General features: G+C 51.7%; 19 protein-coding genes and 1 tRNA gene. 6 read left to right on the plus strand and 14 right to left on the minus strand.

What is annotated here, in order from left to right; translation table 11 throughout:
- Window positions 1-14 precede the first annotated feature (14 nt).
- Window positions 15-677, minus strand: coding sequence for a YceH family protein (locus G544_RS0104075; RefSeq protein ID WP_027273407.1), 663 nt, complete (start codon window positions 675-677; stop codon window positions 15-17).
- A 14-nt stretch (window positions 678-691) separates the two neighbouring features.
- Complete coding sequence (gene rimJ, locus G544_RS0104080) at window positions 692-1276, minus strand: ribosomal protein S5-alanine N-acetyltransferase (protein ID WP_027273408.1); 585 nt, start codon at window positions 1274-1276, stop codon at window positions 692-694.
- Between the two features lie 135 nt (window positions 1277-1411).
- On the opposite strand from rimJ, the gene mdtH reads away from it, so the two are divergent.
- On the plus strand, window positions 1412-2620 hold the full coding sequence (gene mdtH, locus G544_RS0104085) for a multidrug efflux MFS transporter MdtH (RefSeq protein WP_027273409.1): 1209 nt from the start codon (window positions 1412-1414) through the stop codon (window positions 2618-2620).
- A 73-nt stretch (window positions 2621-2693) separates the two neighbouring features.
- Window positions 2694-3260, plus strand: coding sequence for a lipoprotein (locus G544_RS0104090; protein WP_027273410.1), 567 nt, complete (start codon window positions 2694-2696; stop codon window positions 3258-3260).
- Window positions 3261-3314: 54 nt separating this feature from the next.
- On the opposite strand, the gene rlmG is transcribed toward G544_RS0104090, so the two are convergent.
- From rlmG to G544_RS0104110, 4 genes are read right to left on the minus strand one after another with little or no spacing between them, the layout of a single operon-like run.
- Window positions 3315-4478 carry a 23S rRNA (guanine(1835)-N(2))-methyltransferase RlmG gene (rlmG, locus tag G544_RS0104095; protein WP_036023145.1) on the minus strand — a complete coding sequence of 388 codons (1164 nt, stop codon included), beginning with the start codon at window positions 4476-4478 and terminating at the stop codon, window positions 3315-3317.
- Window positions 4475-5035, minus strand: coding sequence for a TorD/DmsD family molecular chaperone (locus G544_RS0104100; protein WP_027273412.1), 561 nt, complete (start codon window positions 5033-5035; stop codon window positions 4475-4477). The genes rlmG and G544_RS0104100 overlap by 4 nt, the downstream gene beginning before the upstream one ends.
- Window positions 5036-5059: 24 nt before the next feature.
- A complete protein-coding gene (locus tag G544_RS0104105; protein ID WP_027273413.1) occupies window positions 5060-6721 on the minus strand; it encodes a DUF4139 domain-containing protein in 1662 nt (553 codons plus the stop codon).
- Window positions 6722-6764: 43 nt separating this feature from the next.
- A complete protein-coding gene (locus G544_RS0104110) occupies window positions 6765-7502 on the minus strand; it encodes a phosphatase (protein WP_027273414.1) in 738 nt (245 codons plus the stop codon).
- Window positions 7503-7806: 304 nt separating this feature from the next.
- Between G544_RS0104110 and G544_RS0104115 the strand changes: the two genes are divergently transcribed.
- Window positions 7807-7894: transfer RNA gene (locus G544_RS0104115), tRNA-Ser, on the plus strand.
- Between the two features lie 174 nt (window positions 7895-8068).
- On the opposite strand, the gene G544_RS0104120 is transcribed toward G544_RS0104115, so the two are convergent.
- The 3 genes from G544_RS0104120 to surE all read right to left on the minus strand — a co-directional run bounded on the left by G544_RS0104120 (window position 8069) and on the right by surE (window position 14222).
- A complete protein-coding gene (locus G544_RS0104120) occupies window positions 8069-10876 on the minus strand; it encodes an autotransporter outer membrane beta-barrel domain-containing protein (RefSeq protein ID WP_027273415.1) in 2808 nt (935 codons plus the stop codon).
- A 580-nt stretch (window positions 10877-11456) separates the two neighbouring features.
- A complete protein-coding gene (gene eptB / locus G544_RS0104125) occupies window positions 11457-13142 on the minus strand; it encodes a kdo(2)-lipid A phosphoethanolamine 7''-transferase (RefSeq protein ID WP_027273416.1) in 1686 nt (561 codons plus the stop codon).
- A 306-nt stretch (window positions 13143-13448) separates the two neighbouring features.
- Complete coding sequence (gene surE / locus G544_RS0104130; RefSeq protein WP_027273417.1) at window positions 13449-14222, minus strand: 5'/3'-nucleotidase SurE; 774 nt, start codon at window positions 14220-14222, stop codon at window positions 13449-13451.
- Window positions 14223-14425: 203 nt separating this feature from the next.
- Here surE and ychF point away from each other — a divergent pair, with 203 nt between their 5' ends.
- Window positions 14426-15520 carry a redox-regulated ATPase YchF gene (ychF, locus tag G544_RS0104135; RefSeq protein ID WP_027273418.1) on the plus strand — a complete coding sequence of 365 codons (1095 nt, stop codon included), beginning with the start codon at window positions 14426-14428 and terminating at the stop codon, window positions 15518-15520.
- 58 nt (window positions 15521-15578) lie between these two features.
- On the opposite strand, the gene dbpA is transcribed toward ychF, so the two are convergent.
- From dbpA to G544_RS0104150, 3 genes are all read right to left on the minus strand, one after another.
- Entirely contained in the window at window positions 15579-16952 is a 1374-nt protein-coding gene (dbpA, locus tag G544_RS0104140; protein WP_027273419.1) for an ATP-dependent RNA helicase DbpA, read from the minus strand.
- Window positions 16953-17177: 225 nt separating this feature from the next.
- Window positions 17178-18188 carry a zinc-dependent alcohol dehydrogenase family protein gene (locus tag G544_RS0104145; RefSeq protein WP_027273420.1) on the minus strand — a complete coding sequence of 337 codons (1011 nt, stop codon included), beginning with the start codon at window positions 18186-18188 and terminating at the stop codon, window positions 17178-17180.
- A gap of 2 nt (window positions 18189-18190) precedes the next feature.
- Window positions 18191-19180 (minus strand): aldo/keto reductase, encoded by a 990-nt coding sequence (locus G544_RS0104150; protein ID WP_027273421.1) that lies wholly within the window; start codon window positions 19178-19180, stop codon window positions 18191-18193.
- Window positions 19181-19397: 217 nt separating this feature from the next.
- On the opposite strand from G544_RS0104150, the gene G544_RS0104155 reads away from it, so the two are divergent.
- Window positions 19398-20294 carry a LysR family transcriptional regulator gene (locus tag G544_RS0104155; protein ID WP_027273422.1) on the plus strand — a complete coding sequence of 299 codons (897 nt, stop codon included), beginning with the start codon at window positions 19398-19400 and terminating at the stop codon, window positions 20292-20294.
- An 82-nt stretch (window positions 20295-20376) separates the two neighbouring features.
- Here G544_RS0104155 and panC read toward each other — a convergent pair whose 3' ends face one another.
- Entirely contained in the window at window positions 20377-21225 is an 849-nt protein-coding gene (panC, locus tag G544_RS0104160; RefSeq protein ID WP_245614572.1) for a pantoate--beta-alanine ligase, read from the minus strand.
- A gap of 655 nt (window positions 21226-21880) precedes the next feature.
- Between panC and G544_RS22685 the strand changes: the two genes are divergently transcribed.
- Window positions 21881-22057, plus strand: coding sequence for an IS1/IS1595 family N-terminal zinc-binding domain-containing protein (locus G544_RS22685; protein WP_420864718.1), 177 nt, complete (start codon window positions 21881-21883; stop codon window positions 22055-22057).
- A 294-nt stretch (window positions 22058-22351) separates the two neighbouring features.
- Here G544_RS22685 and focA read toward each other — a convergent pair whose 3' ends face one another.
- Window positions 22352-23242: a formate transporter FocA gene (gene focA, locus G544_RS19910; protein ID WP_051155554.1), complete on the minus strand. Its 891-nt coding sequence runs from the start codon at window positions 23240-23242 to the stop codon at window positions 22352-22354.
- Window positions 23243-23496 lie beyond the last annotated feature (254 nt).

The raw sequence follows: 23496 nt of genomic DNA on the forward strand, positions 1-23496 counted from the left end.
GACAGCGTCACCAATTAGCCAATCAGCTCGTCCAGGGTTGCCTTCAAGGTATTAACCAGCTGTTTTAGCTGAGCGACCTCCTCTTCCAACGCTTCAACGCGTTCGGACAAAGAAGAGGAATATTCCACATCACAGGGCGCGGCACCCGCAGCGCTGACGTTATCAACCTCCCCGCTGAACAGGTGCGCATAGCGCAGCTCTCTTTTTCCCGGCTCGCGCGCCAGCCTGACAATAAAGGGGCCGTCCTCACGTTCAGTCAGGCCTTCCAGCGTCTTTTCCACCTCTTCCATATCGCTAAACTCGAACAGCCGATTTGAGCGCGTGCGCAGTTCTCCCGGCGTTTGCGCTCCCCGCAGCATCAGCAGGCACACGATGGCCAATTCGGCGGGGGTTAACTTTAAATCGCCAAACTCGGTGTTGCAAAAGCGATGGACGTATTTAGCCACGCGGCTGCCCGTTCCGCTTGAAGGGCGAACGAGGTGCTTTTTCTGCAACGCGTCCAGCGTCTCCTGCACTTCGCTTTCGCTTAACGACATCACCGGCTCGCGACTGGTTTTCTGATTGCAGGCCAGCGTCAACGCGTTAAGAGAGAGCGGATACTGGTCGGGCGTAGTGACCTCTTTTTCCAGCATGCAGCCAATGACGCGGGCTTCTCTTTCATTCAAAACGTATTTCATTACAGGCTGATTCCTTACGCTAAAGGTTTCCAGTTCGGGTTAATTAACGCCATCATGACGTGGTCGCGCCACTCGCCGTTTATTCGTAAATAGCTTTTCGCATAGCCTTCTCGCTCAAATCCAAGCCTTGTCAGTAGGTTGCCGCTGCGGTGATTATGAGGCATATAGTTGGCCATAATGCGGTGCATTCTCTGCTGTTGAAACATGTAGCGCAGCGCCGGTTGCAGCGCTTCATACATCATTCCCTGACCTTCCCATTTTTTGCCCAGAGAATAGCCCAATATGCAGGCATAAAAATCTCCGCGAATGACGTTACTAAAGTTTGCAACGCCTCTGACTTCTTTTTCGTCCGCGTCGAGCAATAGGAAATAAAACGCGCTGCCCTGCTTGTGCAATTCATTGATGATGTTCAAACGAACCTGCCAGCCGGAAGGATAACAGTAGCTTTGATCTCTGACCGGCTCCCAAGGCCTGAGGAACTCGCGGTTTTCGGTATAGTAGTCCGCCAGCCGATAAGCGTCGCGATCGCAGGCCAGACGAATAACCAAACGTTCAGTGGTTAAGGTAACTTTGGGTATATTTGAGCGATAGCCAAACATTCGCCCCCCTAAAAATTAATCCAGCGCATTAAAAGACAAAGATAGTCTACTAAAATAGTATCGTTGTTACGTAAATAAGTTCAGAATAGTCAAAAAAATCCTCTCATTGCTTATTTTTTCGCTTACGGTGAAATTATGCCTCGCGTGTCGCACGTTAGGAATTTGGGTAAATATTTTTTACTCGTGGATAACCTGCTGGTCGTTCTCGGTTTCTTTGTCGTCTTCCCTCTTATTTCGATACGCTTTGTCGACCAGCTCGGCTGGGCGGCGCTTTCCGTTGGTCTGGCGCTGGGCATGCGCCAGTTTTTACAGCAGGGATTAGGCATCTTCGGCGGCGCTCTGGCGGACCGCTTCGGCGCCAAGCCGCTTATTGTAACGGGAATGCTGATGCGAGCGGCAGGATTTGCCGCAATGGCCATGGCCGACGAGCCGTGGATCCTGATGCTCTCCTGCGTCCTTTCCGCCTTTGGCGGCACGCTGTTTGACCCGCCGCGCATCGCGCTGGTCATCAAGCTTACTCGCCCCCATGAGCGAGGCCGTTTTTATTCATTGCTCATGATGCAAGACAGCGCCGGCGTAGTTATCGGCGCGCTGTTGGGAAGCTGGCTTTTGCGCTACGACTTCCACTGGGTTTGCTGGTCCGGCGCGGGCTTTTTCATTCTGGCCGCCGCGCTTAATGCCTTCGTGCTGCCCTCCTACCGCGTATCTACGTCCGTACGGGCGCCCATTCTAAACGGCATTAAGGCTGCCGTTCGCGATCGCTTTTTCCGCCGCTACGTGCTGACGCTGACCGGCTATTACGTGCTGTCGATTCAGGTCATGCTGATGCTTCCGCTGCTGGTCAACGAAATATCCGGCGAGCCGGAAACCATTCGTTGGATGTACCTCATTCAGGCGCTTCTCTCCCTGACGCTGCTGTACCCTATTGCTCGCTGGAGCGAAAAGCGCTTCAGGCTGGAAAGTCGACTAATGACCGGGCTGCTGCTAATGACTTTCAGCCTTGTTCCTTTGGGATTTATCAATTCCCTATCCCTCGCCCTGGGGCTTATATTCTTCTTTTATCTGGGGCTGATTATCGCCGAACCGGCGCGAGAAACGCTCAGCGCATCGCTTTCCGCTCCGCAGGCTCGCGCCAGCTATATGGGATTTAGCAGGCTTGGCCTGGCGCTGGGCGGTGCCATCGGCTATACCGGCGGCGGCTGGCTGTATGATATAGGCCACGAGCTTAACCTGCCGCAGATCCCCTGGATGCTGCTGGGCGTAACCGGGATTGTTACCGCGCTGGCGCTTTATCGACAGTTTACGCCTCAGGCGATAAGGCCCAAGAAAGCCGCGGCGTCATAATGCCTCTATTGCCTGCGGGCTCTTGGGCTTGTACCCTACGCTAATGATTTATTCACTATTATCAAAGGTCAGTATGCTAAAACAGTTTCCTCGCTTTGTTTTTTTCCTGTTTATCGCTTTTCTGTTTGGCTGCAGTCAAATGACGCAATACTCCTTAAGCGAGCAGGACATCAATAAGTACCTCAGTAAAAATACCGAGAAGGCCACCCGTAGCTTTAGCCTCAGCGGCCTGGCGGAAGCGGACCTGTCATTAAGCAATCTCAATGCACAGATCGGCCGTACACAGGGCAAAATTACGCTCTCTGGCAACGCTCTGTTCGCCGTCTCCTCGCTGCTGGGCAAACAGGACGCCAACCTTCAGCTAACGCTCAACGCGCGCCCGGAGTTTGACCCTGTCAAAAGCGCCATCTATCTAAAGGATTTAGAGCTGGTGGACTATGACCTGCAAACCAGCCAAGGGAAGGTGAAAAACGTAAAAACCTTTATTCCTTTACTCAACAGCGCGCTACAGCTTTATTTCAACGACCAGCCGGTTTACGTTCTGAATTCGGACAAGAGCGCGCTGGAAGCCTCGGCGAAAAAGCTGGCTAAAGGCATTCAGGTTGAAGAAGGCAAGCTGGTATTCGAATTTATTAAGTAAATAAGCAAACGGGGCGCAAGGCGCCCCGTTTTATATCTTGAGTATCCTACTCGACTATTCCCCCCTTCCCGACTTCACCGCTCGCAGCACGACAAACTTGTTGTTTGACGCCAAAAGCTCACAGTGGCCAAACAGGCGCTTTAGCTTTTGGTGATAGCCAAGATGTCGGTTGCCGACAATCCGCAGCTCTCCGCCTTGCGACAGGCAGCGGCGCGCATCAAGGAACATCTGCCAGGCGATGTCGTCGGTGATCACCTGCTGTTGGTGAAACGGCGGGTTACAGATAACGGCGCTAAGGCTTCCATCGGCGATGCCCATCAGCGCATGCTGGGCCTCAAAGCGGCTGCGGGAAAGCGCCTGCGGCAGGTTCTTTTCCACGTTTAGCCGACTGGAGGCGACCGCCATAAAGGATTCATCGCGGAAAGTCACGTGAGCCTGAGGGTTTTGCGCCAACAGCCTCAGCCCTAAGACGCCGTTGCCACACCCCAGATCCACCATATTCCCCGGCGCGTTTGACGGCAGATAGTCGGAAAAGAACCGCGCCCCGATGTCCAACGAAGTGCGGGAAAAGACGTTAGGATAGTTATGTATCTCGTAGGACGTTCCCTCAAGCGGCCATGACGCCAGCGGGTTAAACGCCGCGACGTCAGGGCGCTCGGCGCGACAAAAAATCAGCCGCGCCTTTTTCCACGCAAGGCTAGTACGGGTTGGCCCCAGAATCTGCTCAAACAGCCGTAGCGTTGACGTATGCACATCGCGACTTTTCGCCGCGGCGATAATTTGCGTCTCCGACGTAACCACCTGCCGCAGGGCGTGCAGCTGATGCTCCAGCAGCGCCAGCGTCTTGGGCACTTTTATCAACACGGCCGACGGTCCAGCAGGAAGCGGCGTCAGGCTGTCCGTAAAAGTTACATTGTCACCATTGATTCCATTGCGCGCAAGATTACTCTGCGTCGCATATTGGCTGATAAAAGAGTCGCTGTTGCACACGGGGTGATACTCCGCCAGCGCGCAGGCCAGAGCGCCAAAGGCGTCGTTGAGAATAATCAGCGGCCCGCTGTTTAAGCGTGAATAGTCGAGCTCATTTAGCAAAAACTCATCGGCCGCTTCCCACGCCCGCAGCGGGCTATCGCGACCGGGATCGGGGAAACGGCTCAGCGACAGCCCGGCAAGCTGGCTCTCACCAATGGAAAGCTTCGCTTCTTGTGGTTCCGTCATTGTGCTTCGCCATCCTCGGCTTCGGTCAGCTCATCCCGCATGGCCTGAAGCGCTTCTCGCGCCAGAGAGGCCAGCGCGCGATAAAACGCCGTTGTCGCATGAGCCTCTACCTTGCCTAAAAAGCGCCCGCACCAGGGAAGAAGATAGTCATCAAACAGCGCCAGCTGTGCCTGAACCTCGTCGGCCTCCGCCGCGTTGTCCTCGATCCAGGATGCGGCCAAAAGCAGTTGGCCAAAGCCGTTGGCCGCAGAAGCAGACAGCGGGACGCCTCTTTCGGTTAAAAACGCCCTCGCCTGCGCCTCGCTCGGCCCTTCATAGTCAGAAGCATAAGGCGACACGCTGCCGCCTTCGCCAAACATGGCCTGATAGTCTGCCGCCAGCTTTTGGCGATCGGTATCGTTGCCCATCCGTTCCAGTAGCTCGTCCTGTTCCAGCGGCCAATGCTGCTTTAGCTTGCCTTCGCCCAGCAGGCCAAACAGCGGATCGAGCACCGTATCGTCCGGCGACCGGGAAAACAGAGAGCCGAGTATCCGGCAAACAATTGAAAACTCATTCATAAACGTTAAACTCGCTAATTCTTGCTATAACCCCAGCACGCGCTTGTCTTTCGGATATTTCACCGAGTAAGACAGCCCAAGCAATCGGGACTCGTTAGGCGCCAGGTTTAAAGACCACTGAACCTCGCCCTTATCTTTATCAAAAGTTGCGCCGTCGTGGCGTAGGTTTTCTACGACAACGTCGCTGCTGCGGCTCATCGGCACCTGATCGATAACCGTCAGCGCGATAGGCTCGCCGCGCGTATTCTTAACCTCGATGCGGTAGGCATAGCTACGCTGGCTTGCGTTGCCAAAAAACTCGGCCTTTTCCGTCGTTTTGGCGTCATTTTCGCGACTGACCAAGATCTTCCGATCGCGCCCCAGAGAGATATCCAGCGTTTTCTGAATACGGCGCGGATCTATGCTTCCCTGACCGACAAACGCCCCCTCATAGAAAACGCTCGATCTGCCCGGCAGCAGGTTCAGGCTTTCCCAGTCTTTTAGCTGTACCTGTAAAAAAGCGTCCTGCTCGATTTTCGGCACGGCAACATAGCGATACTCGCCCTGAACATCAAGCTGTTTTATGACGACGGAGTGCCCTTTGCCGTCCGCGGCAATGCGATAAGGCAGAGAAATGCTGAACCGGGCGTTAAGCCCTCCGGAATCGGTGACCACATAGTCCGACATCGACTTTTTGGCGCTGACAGAGCGCATTCTCGAACTGTCCGCCACCGGCGCTTCCACCGCCATTGGCGCCGGCGTAGCGACTTCATACATGGCGTCGTTGGAACTCGTCTTGCCCGATAGCATCGGCGCGCGGTAAAGATCGATATACCACGGAGAAAGCGCCGGAGCCTGTGCTCCCCGGCTCGGATTGCCGGTAGAGAGCGTAAGCTTGACGTTATCCCAGTCAATGCCGCTGTTTTGATAAACGTTGGCCTTATAGGTCAGCTTTACCGGTTGAGAAATGCTGTCGACCCGAACGTCATAGGTAGGAACCCAGCCCGCATCGCCGATCGCGTAGGATAGGGTTACGTCGCTGGTCATCGCTTTGGGGGAGTAGAACTTCACCACCAGCTGATTTACCGCCTGGCCGTCTTTTTGCTGCGCCTCGGCCAGCTGATGATTAAGCCTGTCGATATTTCTCTCAATCTCTTCCGCCTTTTCCTTCAGGTCGATGTCGGCCAGCAGCGCCTCATTCATTTTATCGCTAACAAGCTGCAGCATTTTATTGACCTGGTCTACGGTCGCCCCTTCCTTCTCGCCGCCTACGCTGCGGTTGCTTTCCAACACGGCCAGCTGGGCCTGGATAACCTGCCGGCGGGCATTAACCCGATTCTGTTCTCTGACCTCGGCTTCCAGCTGCTTTTTCAGTTCATCCACTCGAGCGGAAACTCGCTCGTTGAGATAATCTCGGCGCACGCTGAACGACTTGACCACCGCGCCGCCGCCCGCCTCAAGCTGCAGGCTCTGTTCGTTAAGCCCGTCGGCGATATTGGTAAAAATCACTTCGCTTTCCCCCGCGGGAAGCGTCACTTTATTGGCGTTAAACAGCTCGGCTCCGCGCAAGAAAACAGTCACGTCGTGCAGACTTGCCCTTTCCATCTGCGACTCAGCCCACGCAGAGGAGGAAAAGGCCAAGGCGACGGCACCGTACAGCAGCGTTGTACGGTAGAAAGTCGCGCGGTAGGAAAATGCATACTTCATCGTTTTATCCTTAAAATCGTGATGACATAGCCCTCTTTAAACGCTAAAGAGAGGCAAATTCCGCGATATGCGGCTTTCCGTGAGATTCAAGAAAATCCAGAACCCGGCGCGGCGTGACGTTAAGAATGCGCTCTTCCGGGAAGTTAACGTCGCGCAGCACCCGTAATGACTTATCAAAACCGCCCAGCGCGAAGGCGGTATGGGAATCCGACCCCAGCGCGACCCAGCCCCCCGCGTCGCGAATGGCCTTAGCGACCTCAATGCAATTTTTTTCACTGCCCGCGCGGGAATGAATAAAGGACGAGTTATTGATCTCCAGCGCCACGTTGTGGCGCGCCGCGGCTTCAGCAACGGCTGGAATATCAATCGGATATTTAGGATTACCCGGATGGCTTATTATCTGCACCACGCCGCTGGATATGGTCGCTATCATCGCCTGCGTGTTGTCATCTTTGCCCATAGGGGCCAGCACCGGTTCGTGAAAGCCAGCGATGACTAAGTCCAGCGTCTTGGCGATCGCTTCATCGCAGTCCGTTTCGCCCTGCAGGTTTTTGATATTGGCCTCGATGCCATACAGCAGGCCGACGTCGTTCACTATTCTGGGGATCACCGCCATATTCATAAAATGCCAGCGGTGAGGCGCATCCACCATGTCAGGACCGTGATCGGTAATGGCAAACAGCCTGATGCCCTTACTCTTGGCGATAGCAAAATAGTCGCTTACCGTACTGTAAGCGTGCGTGCTGGCGATAGTATGCGCATGCAGATCGACCGGATACATAGCTGACTCCCTTTTTAATGCTAAAAATCAACGAATTCGGGACAGAAAAAGCTTGAGATGACGGGCTGTACGCGCAATTGGCGCCTATCCCAAAATACATCCTCAAAGTATACCTTGAGTTGCGCCAATGCCGGATAATTACTTTTGTTAACACCGGAGAACGGCGCCGATGTCGCTAAAGTCGCCCACAGTTGTTGATAGCTTGAGCAAACGGACAAAGAACGCGAATTTATGCTTGACCGAATCCGGTCTTCTCCCTATAGTAGCGCCCCGTTGACCTTCATTATTAGATCAACAAAAATACGGTGAGATGTCCGAGTGGCTGAAGGAGCACGCCTGGAAAGTGTGTATACGGCAACGTATCGAGGGTTCGAATCCCTCTCTCACCGCCACATTCAAGAGCCCGCTAATTAGCGGGCTCTTCTCGTTTTCAGGCTAATAAAACGGCCCCGCCAAACGCCCAATAAATAAGATCGGTCATCCTCATTGCCCTTTCCTTCTTTATCACCCGATAAAAAAACGGCCTCCCGTTTGGAAAGCCGTTTTCATAAACACATCAACTACGCTTAGAAGCTATAGCGAATGCCGAGATGGCCGCTGTAAGGCGTCTCTACGTGGCTGCCTTTTGCGTAGTTAAACTCCGCGTAGGTTGACCACTGATTGTCCAGCTGTGCGGTCAGGCCTACGCCGTACTTGCCCACGGTGCCGGACATATCGTTAGAGAAGCGCTCGGTGTCGTTGATAACCACGTCGTTGTTCTTTTTGAACTCGTGGCTCACCGCCAGGCGAACGTAAGGCTTAATCAGCGCGCCGTCTTCCATCAGGAAAGACTTGCCGAACGTCGTACCGATCTCGCCCTTCACGGACTCCGCAGAATCGGCCTTAACCTTCATGCCGCTGCTAAACCGATAGCCGGTCTTCTCACCGTGGAACACGGAGCCCAGCACGTAAGGTTCGATAAAGTAGCTGTCAACCTTGATGTGCTTACCCGCTTCCAGCGAGAAGCCGATACCGTTGCTGTTGTCTTTGGCCGTGGTTTTTCCGTCGTTGAACCTGGCGCTGTTTTCCGTTCTGAAGTGGTTTGCCTTCAGCACGCCGTCGAGATAGTAGCCGCTGTTGTGCATCCAGGTGGTGTAAAGGCCGATCGCGTAGCTGTCGACTTTACCGTCGCTGGTGCGAGCGTCCAGCTCTGAATGCGTGTAGGAGAACATGCCGCCGACCAGCAGGCGTCCATTATCCAACGCAATAGCATGGTCTCCGCCCAGCATGACGCCGTTCATATCCTGCCGATAGCCGACGTTATCGGTAGAGATGCGGTTGCGGCTGGTGATGTATTTCCCCCACGCGCCGTCCTGCGCCGTATGGTTATCGCGCAGATCGCCCAAGCGAGTTCTCAGCGTCGACAGCTCGCCGTCCCAGATAGTTGGGGTTACGTTAGCCATCGCAATTGCGTTCTTACCGCTTTCGGAAATTTCAGGCTTGGGATTCGGCGTTGGATCCGGACCTGGGCCTGGCCCCGGTTCGGGATTCGGATTTGGATCCGCCGCCTGCGGAGACAGATACCAGTTATCGCTATCCGTACCTTCGCCCTGAACCAGATAGTACTTATAGGCCCCTAAATCGACGCTGCCGTTAACCAGCGTAAAGCTGTCACTGGCGCTGCCGTTGGCAAAAATCAGGTGGTGCGGATTGACGCCGGCGACGCCGCTTCTCAGCTCCTGACCGGAATCCATCACCTTGACGTTGAAGGCGCCGCTGATGCTGTTAGTAACGTTCAGAAAATCGCCCTGCCCACCGTTAATATTGGTGTTCATCACAAAGGTGCCGGAACCGGTTAAATTATAGATTCTCAAGCGGCTGTACTTACCCGCATCGCTGCCGTCTCTGCTGCCAAACGCGACGGTGCCGTTATTAGTCAACGCCTCAACCGTAGCCTCAGACGAAACGCTATCGGCATTGTGCTTAAGGTACAGGAATGAGCTATCGCCGGCCAAATTTACCTGAATCGCGTAAGCGCCCTTGCCGTCCATAACGCCGGTCCAACTGTGAAGATCGCCGCCTTCCATCGTCAGAGAACCGTCGTTAACGTCCAGCGTACCGGTTGAGTATGCGCCATAGGCGATAGTAGACTCGCCGCCGTTTTGAATAGTCGTATTTGAAATATGACCAAATTCGTTAACCAGCTGCGTGCCGCCGTCTACCAGGGTTTTATCCGCATCGGCGTAGTATTCCACGCGCTGTACGCCGCCCTGATGAATAGTAGACTCGGTTGCAACCTGATCTTTACCAATCCAGCCGTCCTGTTCGACCCACCGGCCGCCGGTCCAACCGCCCTTCTTGCCGCTGACGATCTGTAACCCGTAAACCTGAGTGCCTACAGCCTCGCCGGTTTGAATGCGCTGAACGCCGCCTTCATAAATCGTGGCATTATTTGCCGTTTGGCCGTCGACTCTGACAGTGCTGTCCGACGTCCACTGGCCGTTTGCCCAGGTACCGTCAACACCGGTAATAATCTGGGTACCGTAAACTTTCGCGTCGTCAGAAGAACCAAAGGTAATAAACTGCAGCGCGCCTGCGTGAACGGTCGTATTGCTGTCGGCCGCCGTTCCCTTGCCCGAATAGACCTGCTGAACGGCGCCGTCGTACAGTACGGTGTCAATCGCCAGGCCACTGGTCATCTGATAGCTGCCGCTGCCGATGTGGCTGTTGGTGGCCGTGCCGCCGTAGATAATATGTTCGCCGCCGTTAATGACGAGAACGTCTTTGGTATTAGAGGTACTGGTGACAGACTGCTCCAAGTGGCCGCCGTCAACCAGAATGGCCTGCGCATAGCCGCGCGTACCGACGACCATCCGCCCGCCGGCATTAACGGTGGTGTTATAGGCTTTGGCGTCATTTCCCAAGCTTAGGCTACCCAGATTTTCAACGACGGTATTGTAAGCCACCGAGTCTTCCATCATGGACAGAAAGCCGCTGTATATCTTGGTGGCGTCGCTTGGATTAACGATCCCGCCCTTCACCACGTTTCCAATGGCGACGCTCCCGCTTCTAAAAGTAAGCTGAAAAGAATCAACAACGTTGTTCAGGCTATAGGAATTATTTTCAACGTAGAGGATCTGCTCTGGGAACCAGGTTCTGGTGAGCGTTTCACCGTTGATATATTGGTTTCCAGTGATAATTGATTGATATTTGCTCTCCCACTTTCCCTTCGCTATCGGCCACCCGTCGGTTGCGGTGCTTAGAATCGCGTTAACGTCCGGCGTCTCTATTTCAGAGAGGAAGGGAGGAGGAGGAACGGGCGCTTCTGCGGCATAAGCAGCAAAAGAAGTCGAGAATAGCGCAGGCAACGCCAGCACTAGCTTATTAAGCGTCATATCTAAGTCCTTTTTTATAAAAGATAAATCCCTATATCTACTTGAATGACAACAGTACCTGTCGTAATTGCATGTCCATTTCCCTTTTATTAGAAAATTTCCCGCCTAATGCGTAGCTGCCCATAAAAGTCAAACAGGGATATGACAAATATAATAAATGTGTTGTTTTTATATTTCAACCTAAGAAAATCAATTCATTAGTTGTATAATTAATAGTGTTTATCGTTATTTTTAAAAATAAATACATTTATAATCATTGCGTTGCATTCATTACTTATTCAATAACAATAATTAGCCTTCGTTATTTATAATTTCACCAAACAAAATTAAATTTGTTGATTAAATAAAATTAAAAATTCTAGACGCGTTGTTAATGACCTTTGCGCCTGACGCTATCTGGCTTGATGGTTGTTTGAGCACAATCGAAAATGCAATAGGATATGAATTGAATGATTTTTGTCAGAACGAATGAAAGGTGCTACCTATTCTATTAATAGGCAGTACCTACTCTATTCAATGCCACATGAGAACGTTAAAAATACTTCGGCACCTTTAGGCGCCGAAGTATCGATTTCAAGCACTATTCGGATTCAGGCTTTACCCGCAGGCTACACCAGTTGTTGCTCTCTTTGATACCGCCGTCCGGCGAGGTATAGCCCAGGCATCCCATGATGCTGTCATATAGCTCTATGTGGCGATGCGTTACGCCCTTGTCCGCCTGCTTTTGCAGTTGTTTAAACATCTCGGCCTTTTCTGGGGATTCAAGATATTTATCCGACATCCATACCAGCATAGGAACCCTAAACTGCTCCGGCGGCGCCATCTTGCGCGGCGTGCCGTGCAGATGTTCCCGCTCATTGATGGATTCTCCGTGATCTGCGGCATAGAACACGATCGCCTTTTTATCTCTGAGCTGGTCGAACACGCTGGTGATAAAGCTGTCGACATAGGTCACCGAATTATCATAGGAGTTGATAAGCTCCTCCTTGCTACAGGGCGAATCTATCCCAACGCACTCGGGCGTCCACTGGGCAAAGCTGCGCGGATAGCGCTGAGTATAGTTATAGTGCGACCCTTTCGTATGAAGAACGACAAGATGCTTTCCTTTGGGATGATCGATAAGCGAGCGCCTTAGTTCTTCCACCAGCAGCATGTCGTCTACGTGCTTGCCTCGGTTTCTCGGCTCAGCCCCGATCTGTTCACGGTAGGCGATGTTGTCTGACATAGTATTACTGTAAAACCACAGTTCGCTCTGCATGGCGTACAAATCTGAACTAAAGCCCAACTGATTGAGGACAGCAAAAACGTTCTGCTCTTTTAACGTTCGCTGAGGATTCTCTTCCGCCCCGCCTTCTCGAACAAACATACAGCGTAAAGAAAGCTTGGTGGCCGTATCGCACGACTCGCCGCGAAACGCTATCAGGTTTTTCTCTTGAGCAAGCTTCGGCGTTGTATTGCGCTCGTAGCCCAAAATGCCCATATGATCCCAACGCGTCGTTTCGCCAATGATGAACACTACGTAGGCGTCGTCCAGATCGTCCGGCGCTTTATAGGTAAATTTCGTCATTGGATTGAACAACAGCTGATTATCGGACGACTCGTCAATTTGCGTCCAGGCATAGAGCCCCAGCGCAGAAATCCAGTTGGAAGGAAGATATGAATTAGAGACCACGCCGCCGTAGCTGGGTAAATCCACGCCGCTGGCACGCTCGACCTTCTTTTGCTGGAGATCCAAGAGGCGGATAGGCCCCCAGACCAGCAGCCCGGCTAATAAGACCACGAGCACGTTCTTCACCCGCTGCCCGCGGGTTTTGAGCTGCTGTAAAAGGGTATCCTGACCGCGATTAATCCAGATAGCCGCCAGCGGCAGCGCGCTGATTAGGACCAGCCAGCCGATAAAGTGCCAACCGACGACTTCCTTTGACAAATCGATATCCGTCGTCATTACTGAGGCGATAATGCCGTAGCCGATAACAACGTTCAGGAAGGTCATATAGTAGCTTGCCCCGGCGGAGCACAGCACGACCAAAGAGGTCAGTATTCGCCAAGCGCGACGCCCCGGCAGCGACAGGATTCTCAGCAGGCAAAACGTTGCGAGAACCGTAGCCGACAGCTCTACTACCGCCGCTGCGCCTTTCCACACGCTAAAATCGTAAGAGTAACCAATGAACCTGCGGTAAAACACCGCGCTATTCATAAATAGCCCAATATAAAGGGCTAATAAAAAACTCAGCTTCTGCTGCGTTATCGATCTTATATATTCCATGCAAACAGCCTAGGGAAAAGAAAAAACTTCAACCTCGGCGCAAATGCGCCAGGGCAATTAATATGCACAAAAGGAGAGCGTCCGATTTTCCTCAAGTGCGGCTAAGTAGACCACGCCAAATGAGAAAAGTGTCTTATAGCGCCATCATTTGCGGGATTTTTTTTAATTACGGGAGCGAACGCTTAAAAAGCAAACAAAACGCGCCCTCTGCGGCGCGTTGTTATAATGCATTTTTCACTGTCGATCTATACAAATAGTTTCATTTCACAATAATTGATTACTCTTCTAATTAGCGCATCCGCCAAATTAGCCAATGAGTGTGGATAGCCGATCGAACTCACTTCGCGCCGTTCGTTCATACGTTAGCGGGGTTAGCGTAATATAACCCTGCTGTACGGCTAAAATCTCGCCGTCGCTCAGCGCTTCAGGCTCCCCTTCCTGAATCCTTATCCAATAATAGGATTCTCCGTACGGATCGCAGGTTTCGGTCGCGCTCAGCTTTTCAACGTTTCCTCTTCCCTGAACCGTAACCTTTATGCCCTTCACGCCGTCAGGCTCAACGCCCGGAAAGTTAACGCTTAGGCAAACCGATGTGTCCCAGCTGAGCGCCGTCAGCTTTTTCAGCGTTTCGGCTAAATAACGTTTGGAGCAAGACCAGTCTAGCGCTCCATCTGCCCGTTCGTTTTGGCTTAGCGCAATCGACGGTATGCCCATCAGCATTCCGGTCATCGCTGCGCCGACGGTGCCGGACAGCAACGTCTCAAAACCAAGATTAGAACCTGAATTCACGCCGGAAAGCACCAGATCGGGTAAAGCCGCTTTCATTATCTGATTGACGGCCAGCGCTACGCAGTCTGCCGGCGTGCCGTAAACGGCGTAGTGCCGCTCGCCTCGACGTGAAACCCGCAGCGGTTCCCTAAGGCTAATGCCGTTGGACACGCCGCTTTTGTCTACCGCAGGTGCGATAACCCACACCTCATCGGCAATAAGCCGAGCAGCCTGCTCAAGAAGCGCGATGCCTGGCGCATCAATGCCGTCATCGTTTGTTAAAAGAACCCGACGAATGCCTTTCTTTACCACGTCACTTCTCCTTAATTTTGGGGATTCAGCCTAACACAAATCGTTTCAGCCTAGCTAAAAAAGCGGCCATCGGAAAGTCGGCGACGGCGCTCGCATAGATATTAACGCGACATAACGTGTATAATAGCGCATCGATTTAGGCGCCACCTCGCGCAAAGATAGAATAATTCATTGATATTAAACGATTTAAGGTGATATAAGCTATGGGATTCAAATGCGGCATCGTCGGACTGCCAAACGTGGGGAAATCCACCCTGTTCAACGCGTTAACCAAGGCGGGTATTGAAGCGGCCAACTTTCCGTTCTGTACCATCGAGCCTAATACCGGCGTCGTTCCCATGCCAGATCCTCGCCTCGACCAGTTGGCCGAAATCGTTAAGCCGCAGCGCACCCTGCCTACAACGATGGAATTCGTCGATATTGCCGGCCTGGTGAAAGGCGCGTCCAAGGGCGAAGGCCTTGGTAACCAGTTCCTGACCAACATCCGCGAAACTGAAGCTATCGGCCACGTCGTGCGCTGCTTTGAAAACGACAACATTATTCACGTGAATAACAAGGTGGATCCCGCAGAAGATATCGATGTTATTAACACCGAGCTGGCGCTGTCCGACCTGGAAGCCTGCGAACGCGCTATTCACCGCGTACAAAAGAAAGCCAAAGGCGGCGATAAAGATGCAAAAGCTGAGCTGGCCGCACTGGAAAAATGCCTGCCCCATCTGGAAAACGCCGGCATGCTGCGCGCGCTGAAGAGCCTGACGGAAGAAGATAAGGCGGCTATCAAATACCTGAGTTTCCTGACGCTGAAACCAACGATGTATATCGCCAACGTCAACGAAGACGGCTTCGAAAATAACCCCTATCTGGATAAAGTGCGTGAGATTGCCGCTGCTGAAGGCTCTGTCGTTGTTGCCGTGTGCGCAGCCGTTGAATCTGATATTGCCGAACTGGACGACGCAGACCGTGAAGAATTCATGGCTGAACTGGGTCTTGAAGAGCCAGGTCTGAACCGCGTGATCCGCGCGGGCTACGAACTGCTAAATCTGCAAACCTACTTCACTGCAGGCGTTAAGGAAGTCCGCGCCTGGACCATCCCCGTCGGCGCTACCGCGCCTCAGGCGGCGGGTAAAATCCACACCGACTTCGAAAAAGGCTTTATCCGCGCCCAGACTATCTCCTTTGACGACTTCATCACCTACAAGGGTGAGCAAGGCGCTAAAGAGGCCGGCAAGATGCGTTCTGAAGGTAAGGACTATATCGTTAAAGACGGCGACGTGATGAACTTCTTGTTCAACGTCTAATTGCCTTTGCTATCCGAAAAATCCACGCAGCCGCGTGGATTTTTATTTTCCGCTTTGTCTACTTCAACAACCTCACCTTCACCGCCTTCCCCTTAATCTTCCCCTGCTGCAGCTGCTTCCACGCGTGGCGCGCCACCGACTGCTTCACCGCTACGTACGCGTGCACGGGGTGGATCGCAATCTTGCCGATGTCTGCGCCGTCTAGCCCGATATCGCCGGTTAACGCGCCCAAAATATCGCCCGGGCGCATTTTGGCTTTCTTACCGCCGTCGATACACAGCGTCGCCATGACGGCTTCCAGCGGGGTGATGCGCAGGCCGGTCGGCGCAGGCTGCCAGTGGATTTTCATATTGAGCATATCCTCCAGCGCATTGGCGCGCTGGGCCTCTTCCGGTGCGCAGAGGCTAATGGCCAGCCCGCTTTCTCCGGCGCGAGCGGTGCGGCCGATACGGTGAACGTGCACTTCCGGATCCCACGACAGCTCGTAGTTGATCACCATCTCCAGCGCTTTAATGTCCAGCCCTCGCGCAGCGACGTCGGTCGCCACCAGCACGCGGCTGCTGCCGTTAGAAAAACGCACCAGCGTCTGATCGCGGTCGCGCTGCTCCATGTCGCCGTGCAGCGCCAGCGCGCTCTGGTTACTGTCGTTCAGAGCGTCGCATACCGCCTGACAGTCTTTTTTGGTATTGCAGAACACCACGCAGGAGGCAGGCTGGTCACGGCTCAATAGCTTCTGCAACAGGTCTATTTTTCCGCTGCGGGAAATCTCATAAAACTGCTGTTCAACCGCAGGCAACTCGTCCACGGTGTCAGTTTCAACGACGAGCGGATCGTGCTGAATGCGGCGGCTAATGGCAGCAATAGCGTCGGGCCAGGTGGCGGAAAACAGCAGCGTCTGACGCTGAGTGGGCGCGTGGGCGATCACCGCGTCGATGTCGTCGGCAAAGCCCATATCAAGCATCCGATCGGCTTCATCCAGCACCAGCGTCCGTAAAGCATCAAGGCTTACCGTCTCCTTTTTCAGGTGCTCCAACAGCCGCCCCGGCGTCGCGACAATAATATGAGGCGCGTGGCTCAGGGAATCGCGTTGGATATTGAATGGAACGCCGCCGCAAAGCGTCAGCACCTTAATGTTTGGCCTGTAGCGCGCCAGTCGGCGCAGCTCGTTTGCAACTTGATCGGCAAGTTCGCGTGTCGGACACAGCACCAGCGCCTGAGTGTTAAACCGTCCTGCCTCGATGTGCTGTAACAGGCCCAGACCAAACGCGGCGGTTTTGCCGCTGCCGGTTTTCGCCTGTGCACGAACGTCTTTCCCGGCAAGGATCGCCGGTAGCGCCGAGGCCTGAACCGGCGTCATCGTCAAATAGCCCAATTCGGTAAGGTTGGAGAGTTGCTCCGCAGGAAGCGCATTAAGTTCAGCAAATGAGGTCACGGTGAAAATTCCGGATGAAGTAAAAGGGCCAATGGGCGGCAATGATAGCATCCCTTCTCTGCCACGCCGTGAGGAATTTTTATCTCATCGCCGTCGGGCAGCTATAGCCTGAACCGCTAACCTCTCTGAATAAGCCGCAGGCAAGAACCCTCAACATTCATCGCTGGGTTTACTTGGGCTTACTAAGCACCCCAAAGCCATCTTCTGGCTTTGAGGCATGCGCGACTAATGGCTAATAACAACCTTCCCCACGTGCTGGCGTGAGCCGAAATACTGCCAGGCCTCTCTAACCTGCGTAAACGGAAATACGCGATCGATAACCGGCATAATTTTATGCTGAACTAACGCCCGGTTCATTTGCTCAAAATCCTCTCGCGATCCCACGCTTATCACTCGGAAACGGGCAGCGCTTTTAAACAGGCTGAAGAAATCTATCGCTGCGGCGTCCTGAGCGACAAATCCAATCAGCGCTAATTCACCGCCAATACAAACGGACTGAATCGACTGATTCAATGTTCCTGGGCCACCGACCTCAACCACCCGGTTAACGCCTTGCTCGTTAGTCAAGCGTAAAACTTCCTGGCTCCACTGAGGATGTTGAACATAGTTGATAACCTCATCTGCCCCTAACGTTCTCAGCCGAACAGCCTTAGCCTCGCTGGATGTGGTAGCGATAACTTTTGCTCCCATTGATTTGGCCAACTGGATAGCAAACAGTGAAACGCCACCTGACCCCAAGGTTAATACGGTTTCTCCAGCCTTAATCGGCCTGTCGCCATTGAGCGCCGCCCAAGCGGTGACCGCCGCACAGGGAAGCGTTGCGCCTTCCTCATAGCTTAAGTAGTCCGGCAGTGATAACAGCGACTCTTCGCTAACGACTTTGTATTCGGTTAACCAACCGTCGCGATCGCTGCCGTACAGCTCGTTACGGGATGATGCCTGAAAAACCCCTCCAAACCAGCGCGGCATGAAGGTATTCACGACCCTATCACCCACCTTAAAACGCTCGACGCGCTCACCGACACGCACTACATCTCCAGCGGCGTCGGACAGTGGGATATGCCCAGCGCCGGCGGGAAGCGTATATTGGCCGTTCATAATGGCCAAATCGCGATAATTAAGCGACGTGGCGCGGATCCGTACCAACACTTCCCGCGCCTGAGGTTCGGGCATCTCCTCCTGATGAGGCACCAAATAATCCAAACTGCCGAACTGCTTGAAACGATAACTTTGCATAATTAAATTTCCACCATGTGCATGACATTTTCCGTATAGCGCGTGCCGCTAGCGGCATCGGACGGAAAAACGGCGTCAATTTCAGCTAATTCACGGTCATTCAGCTTAACGTTCAGCGCCCCGAGGTTTTCGTCCAAATTTTTGATTTTTCGAGTACCGGGAATAGGTACTAAATGCTCCCCTTGCGCCAATACCCATGCGAGCGCTAGCTGTGCCGGGGTACAGCCTTTGTCCTGCGCCAAGGAGGTCACTTTTTCAACCAGTTGCAGATTGTGAATAAAGTTGTCCCCCTGAAAACGCGGATTATCACGACGAAAATCATCAGCGGTAAAGTCATCCGGGCTTTTTATCGTACCGGTTAGAAAGCCTCTACCAAGCGGGCTATAGGGAACAAAGCCAATGCCCAATCGGTCGCAAGCGGCAAGAACCGAATTCTCAGGATCTCGAGTCCACAGAGAATATTCGCTTTGCAGCGCCGTAATCGGGTGCGTCCTGTGCGCTCGTTCCAACGTTTGGGACGAAGCTTCGGACAGGCCGAGATAGCGCACTTTGCCCGCCTGAACGAGTTCCGCCATAGCGCCGACCGTCTCCTCAATAGGCACATTGGGATCGATACGATGCTGGTAATACAGATCGATGTAGTCAACGCCGAGGCGCTTCAGGCTGGCGTCACAGCTGGCATGAACGTATTCAGGCCTGCCGTTAACGCCGCGCGCAGCAGGATCGTTCGGATTGAGCTGGATGCCAAATTTAGTGGCTAGAAAGACTTCATCTCGCCTTCCCTGAATCGCTCGACCAACCAACCGCTCATTAATATAAGGGCCATACATATCCGACGTATCGAGAAAATTAATCCCGTTATCCAACGCGTGGCGAATCGTTCTTAACGACTCGTCATCATCATGCGCGCCATAAAAAGCGCTCATTCCCATACAGCCAAGCCCAATGGCTGAGACCCGCGGACCGTTTTTACCCAATCTACGAATTATCATAATAACCTCTTGTATTAATAAAGATTAATGTTGTAAAAAATAAGTGGCGATGCTCAGATTAGTTCGTTCTTCCAATCGAGGAGGTGATTTTGGCTTTGCTATTCACGGCTATTCTCTCCCTGGATAAAGCTGTTAAAAGACAGCAGAGAAAGTCTAGACAATGATGATTAATGAAAATATATTGATAAATTGAAACTTAAATTTCGAAAATGAAATCATGCTGGATGAATTAGCGCTGTTTGTAAGCATTGTAGAAACGGGAAGTTTGCGCGCGGCAGCCAAGAAAGCCTCAATCCCGGCCCCGACGCTAACGCGCCGACTGCAGAAGCTGGAACAGCATTTGGGCTGTCGCCTGCTGCATCGCAGCGCTCGGCGAATGACGCCAACGCGAGAAGGATGGCAATACTACGAGCAGTGTAGGCCGCTGGTTCATTCTCTACAGCAGGCAACCGCCAAACTGGACGTTACGCTCCATCAGGTTAGCGGCCTTCTCCGAGTTCTGGCTCCGGTAGATTTGGCTAATGACAATCTGGCGCCGGCCTGGATGACCTTTTTAGCCCAATATCCAGAAGTCCGCCTCGAGCTGGAACTGGATAATTATACTCAGGATCTGATAGGACACGGCGCCGACGTAGCCATTCGCGTTGGCGCACAGCCCGACTCATTGCTTAACATGCGTAGATTAGGGCAGGCAAAAGAAGTCCTGTTGGTAGCCTCCCCCGACTATCTGGCAAAGCGCGAGCCGCTTAAATCAGTAGACGATCTGGAGCTACACGATCTGGTCGTCAGCTCACCGCTGTCTACCTGGACAATGCAACACAGTCAAAGCGGGGAGATCGTACGCTGGCAGCCACAGGGAAAATTTTGTGTTAATGGCGTCTATTTAGCGCTTCAGGCTGCGCAGGCTGGATTAGGGATCTTGTTTTGCCCCATTAGCCTATGCCATGGCCAGCTGCGCAGCGGAAAGCTGGTTCGAGTACTGCCCGAATGGCAAGGCGCCCCGCGAGATATCTATGCCGTGTGGTCACAGCAGCGCTACGTTCCGGCCAGAGTTCGAGCGCTTATTGAACATCTTGCTGACTTTTGCCGCCAAAATCCGCAGCTAGCGATCTAAATACGTCCCCTGTACAGCCTTTAATCAACTATCTATTAGGAACCCATACGGCTACATGGGTTCCTAAACTCATATCACGCGGTTAAACGGACAGCGTACAGTTATCTATCAACCGCGTGCTGCCGATATAAACGGCCAACGCACAGAGCGTTCGATCTTCAATGCGCTCTACTGGCCTTAGGCTATCGGCATCAACCAGGCTGATATAGTCGACCTTCGCCAGAGGCTCTCGTTTGATTTCGTCTTTCAGGCGCGAAGCCAGCGCTAAACCGTCTCTTTCTCCATCGAAAACCAGCTTTTGGGCAAGCTGAATTGCCCGATATAAGCAGACCGCCGCCCTGCGCTGTTCGAAATCCAAATAGCTATTACGGGAACTTTTGGCCAAGCCGTCCGCCTCACGAACGATAGGACAGCCGACAACGCTTACGTCAATATTCAAATCCCTGACCATGCGTCTAATAACCGCCAGCTGTTGAGCATCTTTTTCACCAAAGTAAGCGCGGTTCGGTTGAACGATATTGAACAGCTTGGACACCACGGTACATACTCCCCTAAAGTGCCCCGGGCGGCTTTTGCCACATAGCTCTTCCGTTAGCCCCGTCATGTCGACGTAGCTGGAGAAGTTCTTACTGTACATCTCTGTCGCCTCAGGGTGAAAAATGACGTCCACGCCCTCTTCCGCACAGCGCTGGCTGTCTCGCTCAAAATCGCGAGGATAGCTGGCTAAATCTTCTTTTGGCCCAAACTGCATAGGATTAACGAAAATAGATACCACTACTTTATCGTTTTCAGCCTTGGCCCTATGCATCAGGCTCTGATGCCCTTCGTGAAGAAATCCCATTGTCGGCACTAACCCGACGCTTTTCCCTTCCTGTTTCCAGGATTTGACTCTCTCCCGCAGTTCGGGAATGGAGGTGATAACGTTAATCACAGCGCGGCTCCTGTTTTTTCGTGATTTCACAACGCGACTACAATATCAGCCGAGAGTCCGTTAAGTCATCAAGTGGTGGAATAAAATGTACGGCTGTCTCGTTACAATCGCTACGGCCTGTATATCAACATAGGCATACTAGTCAATATGGACTTTAACTGACTAAAAATCAGAAAAATGTTAATTAACAAAATTTTTAACAATTAAAACATAGAGATAGAAAAACTCCCCACCCAAAATAACACACATTAACCATCATAAAACCAAAAAACAAACAGGATAGAACATAATAAAAACCAAAAAAAGAAAAAATAGAAAAAGGAATTAATAGAGTTAATAAAATAATAAATTAACAATAAAAAACCCCTCTATTTAATTAATAATTATTAATTAAAGATAGAAACAACAAACATAAATTAGACAATAAGAGAATAAAAAACAATATCATGTTTTCATTGAAATTTTTAAAACAACAAAAACAGACTGTGATTATATACAACGATCAATCAAAAGATTACAATAGCTAAAAACTATTAATAAACTGAATTCGATCTGTAAAAACAATTTTATTAAGTATATTCACTTAACTATAATTTTAAAATACCAAGATTGAGAATTTTTCAAAATGAAGCACAAATAATATTTAGGATTGCCTATGTCCTGTTATACGGTTCCGCTTCCCAAATGCCCTATTTGTAGTAATCATCGCAGCGTTATACGTTACGGCTATAGTAAGACAAAGGCACAACGCTATCGTTGCATGAGCTGCCAAAAGTCATTTCAGCTTAAATATATTTATACAAAAGAAAAATCTGCGCTTGCCGTTGAATAAAATATATTTATCGTATTAATACGTTTAAAAAGCGTCACTCTCCGCCACTGCGTATTCACTTGCATAAATTTTTATGTATATTGGGCGTTACGTTTACAGTGGAGGAAACGTCGTGCAAAAAATGTTAATACTCTCCCTTCTGCTGTTGCTGACCGCATGTTCCGCGAATACGGCAACGGGCGTAGGCGCATCGGGTGGGACTTCAGGTGTGAGTATCGGTATAGGCGGTGGGATCGGATTTTAACCCCCGTTCAGGTTAAGCCCTGGCTAACGTCAGGGCTTAAAAATCGACGATTATTTATGTAACGCCAGCTCCGATGAAGCCTTTCCTTCGTGAGGCTTTCTAAGGTACATATACCAGAAGGGAAGCCCAACCATCATTCCTCCCAGAATATTCCCAATAGTTACCGGCAATAGGTTTTTTACAAGAAAATGGCTTACCGTTAAGTCAGCAAATCTCTGTGGGTCAGCGCCAACAGAATGCCAAAACTCAGGCGTCGCGAAGTCCTTTATTATAATCCCCATAGGGATCATGAACATATTAGCGATACTGTGCTCAAAGCCGCTGGCGACGAACATACTGATGGGCAAAATGAGAATAAACATTTTATCTATCAGGCTTTTTCCCGCATAGCTCATCCAGACGGCTAAACAAACCATCACATTAGCCATAATTCCTAAAAAAACCGCCTCTATAAAGCTGTGTTCCAACTTATGTTGGGCGGTGTTTAGTACGTTCAATCCCCACTGCCCATTGTCTAAAACGTGTTGACCTGCAAACCACATAATGGCGACTAAAGACAGCGCGCCGATAAAATTGCCGATATAAACATTAAGCCAGTTAGCCGCCATCTGGCTCCCGCTAATCCTGCCCCCCGCTTTCGCTACGCAGGTTAAAATCGTAGAGGTAAACAAATCGACGCCGCAGGCGACGACCAGCATAAGTCCCAGAGAAAAGCAGGCGCCGCCAAGAAATTTGGACCAGCCAAACGGCACGTCAGCAGTCCCCGTTGTCGCGGTAATGTAAAAAACAAACGCGATAGAAATAAATGCGCCCGCCAATATGGCGGATATGTAGGTTTGAAACAGCGGTTTATTCGTTTTATAAATCCCGGCATCTTCTGCAATATGGGCCATATCGGACGCTGAAAAACATCCGGGACCGGTTAGATCGCGACCATTCATACGTACTCCCTAAGAGCCTTATAGGATAGGCCCTAAGTCATCAGTTGCTACACGGCCCACAGAAAGCGCAGCTCTGGCGATATGAATGCGCAGGCGGCTCGTCGTAACCGTGTGAGAAAATTAACGTTGGAATATCACTGAAGCGGGCTTCATCGGATAGAGATATTTATCTAAATGAAGCTGCATTTGAAAATGCACGTTGCGTGCCAAACTGAGAAATACTTAATCACATGAAAATAAATAAAAATAAATTT

Source organism: Leminorella grimontii ATCC 33999 = DSM 5078 (assembly GCF_000439085.1).
In the GTDB taxonomy this organism is placed as follows: Bacteria; Pseudomonadota; Gammaproteobacteria; order Enterobacterales; family Enterobacteriaceae; genus Leminorella; species Leminorella grimontii.

Excerpts from the sequence above, each read along its gene's own strand:
- G544_RS0104075 (WP_027273407.1), bottom strand. The coding sequence starts at position 677 with ATGAAATACGTTTTGAATGAAAGAGAAGCCCGCGTCATTGGCTGCATG.
- rimJ (WP_027273408.1), bottom strand. The coding sequence starts at position 1,276 with ATGTTTGGCTATCGCTCAAATATACCCAAAGTTACCTTAACCACTGAA.
- mdtH (WP_027273409.1), top strand. The coding sequence starts at position 1,412 with ATGCCTCGCGTGTCGCACGTTAGGAATTTGGGTAAATATTTTTTACTC.
- G544_RS0104090 (WP_027273410.1), top strand. The coding sequence starts at position 2,694 with ATGCTAAAACAGTTTCCTCGCTTTGTTTTTTTCCTGTTTATCGCTTTT.
- rlmG (WP_036023145.1), bottom strand. The coding sequence starts at position 4,478 with ATGACGGAACCACAAGAAGCGAAGCTTTCCATTGGTGAGAGCCAGCTT.
- G544_RS0104100 (WP_027273412.1), bottom strand. The coding sequence starts at position 5,035 with ATGAATGAGTTTTCAATTGTTTGCCGGATACTCGGCTCTCTGTTTTCC.
- G544_RS0104105 (WP_027273413.1), bottom strand. The coding sequence starts at position 6,721 with ATGAAGTATGCATTTTCCTACCGCGCGACTTTCTACCGTACAACGCTG.
- G544_RS0104110 (WP_027273414.1), bottom strand. The coding sequence starts at position 7,502 with ATGTATCCGGTCGATCTGCATGCGCATACTATCGCCAGCACGCACGCT.
- G544_RS0104120 (WP_027273415.1), bottom strand. The coding sequence starts at position 10,876 with ATGACGCTTAATAAGCTAGTGCTGGCGTTGCCTGCGCTATTCTCGACT.
- eptB (WP_027273416.1), bottom strand. The coding sequence starts at position 13,142 with ATGGAATATATAAGATCGATAACGCAGCAGAAGCTGAGTTTTTTATTA.
- ychF (WP_027273418.1), top strand. The coding sequence starts at position 14,426 with ATGGGATTCAAATGCGGCATCGTCGGACTGCCAAACGTGGGGAAATCC.
- G544_RS0104145 (WP_027273420.1), bottom strand. The coding sequence starts at position 18,188 with ATGCAAAGTTATCGTTTCAAGCAGTTCGGCAGTTTGGATTATTTGGTG.
- G544_RS0104150 (WP_027273421.1), bottom strand. The coding sequence starts at position 19,180 with ATGATAATTCGTAGATTGGGTAAAAACGGTCCGCGGGTCTCAGCCATT.
- G544_RS0104155 (WP_027273422.1), top strand. The coding sequence starts at position 19,398 with ATGCTGGATGAATTAGCGCTGTTTGTAAGCATTGTAGAAACGGGAAGT.
- G544_RS22685 (WP_420864718.1), top strand. The coding sequence starts at position 21,881 with ATGTCCTGTTATACGGTTCCGCTTCCCAAATGCCCTATTTGTAGTAAT.
- focA (WP_051155554.1), bottom strand. The coding sequence starts at position 23,242 with ATGAATGGTCGCGATCTAACCGGTCCCGGATGTTTTTCAGCGTCCGAT.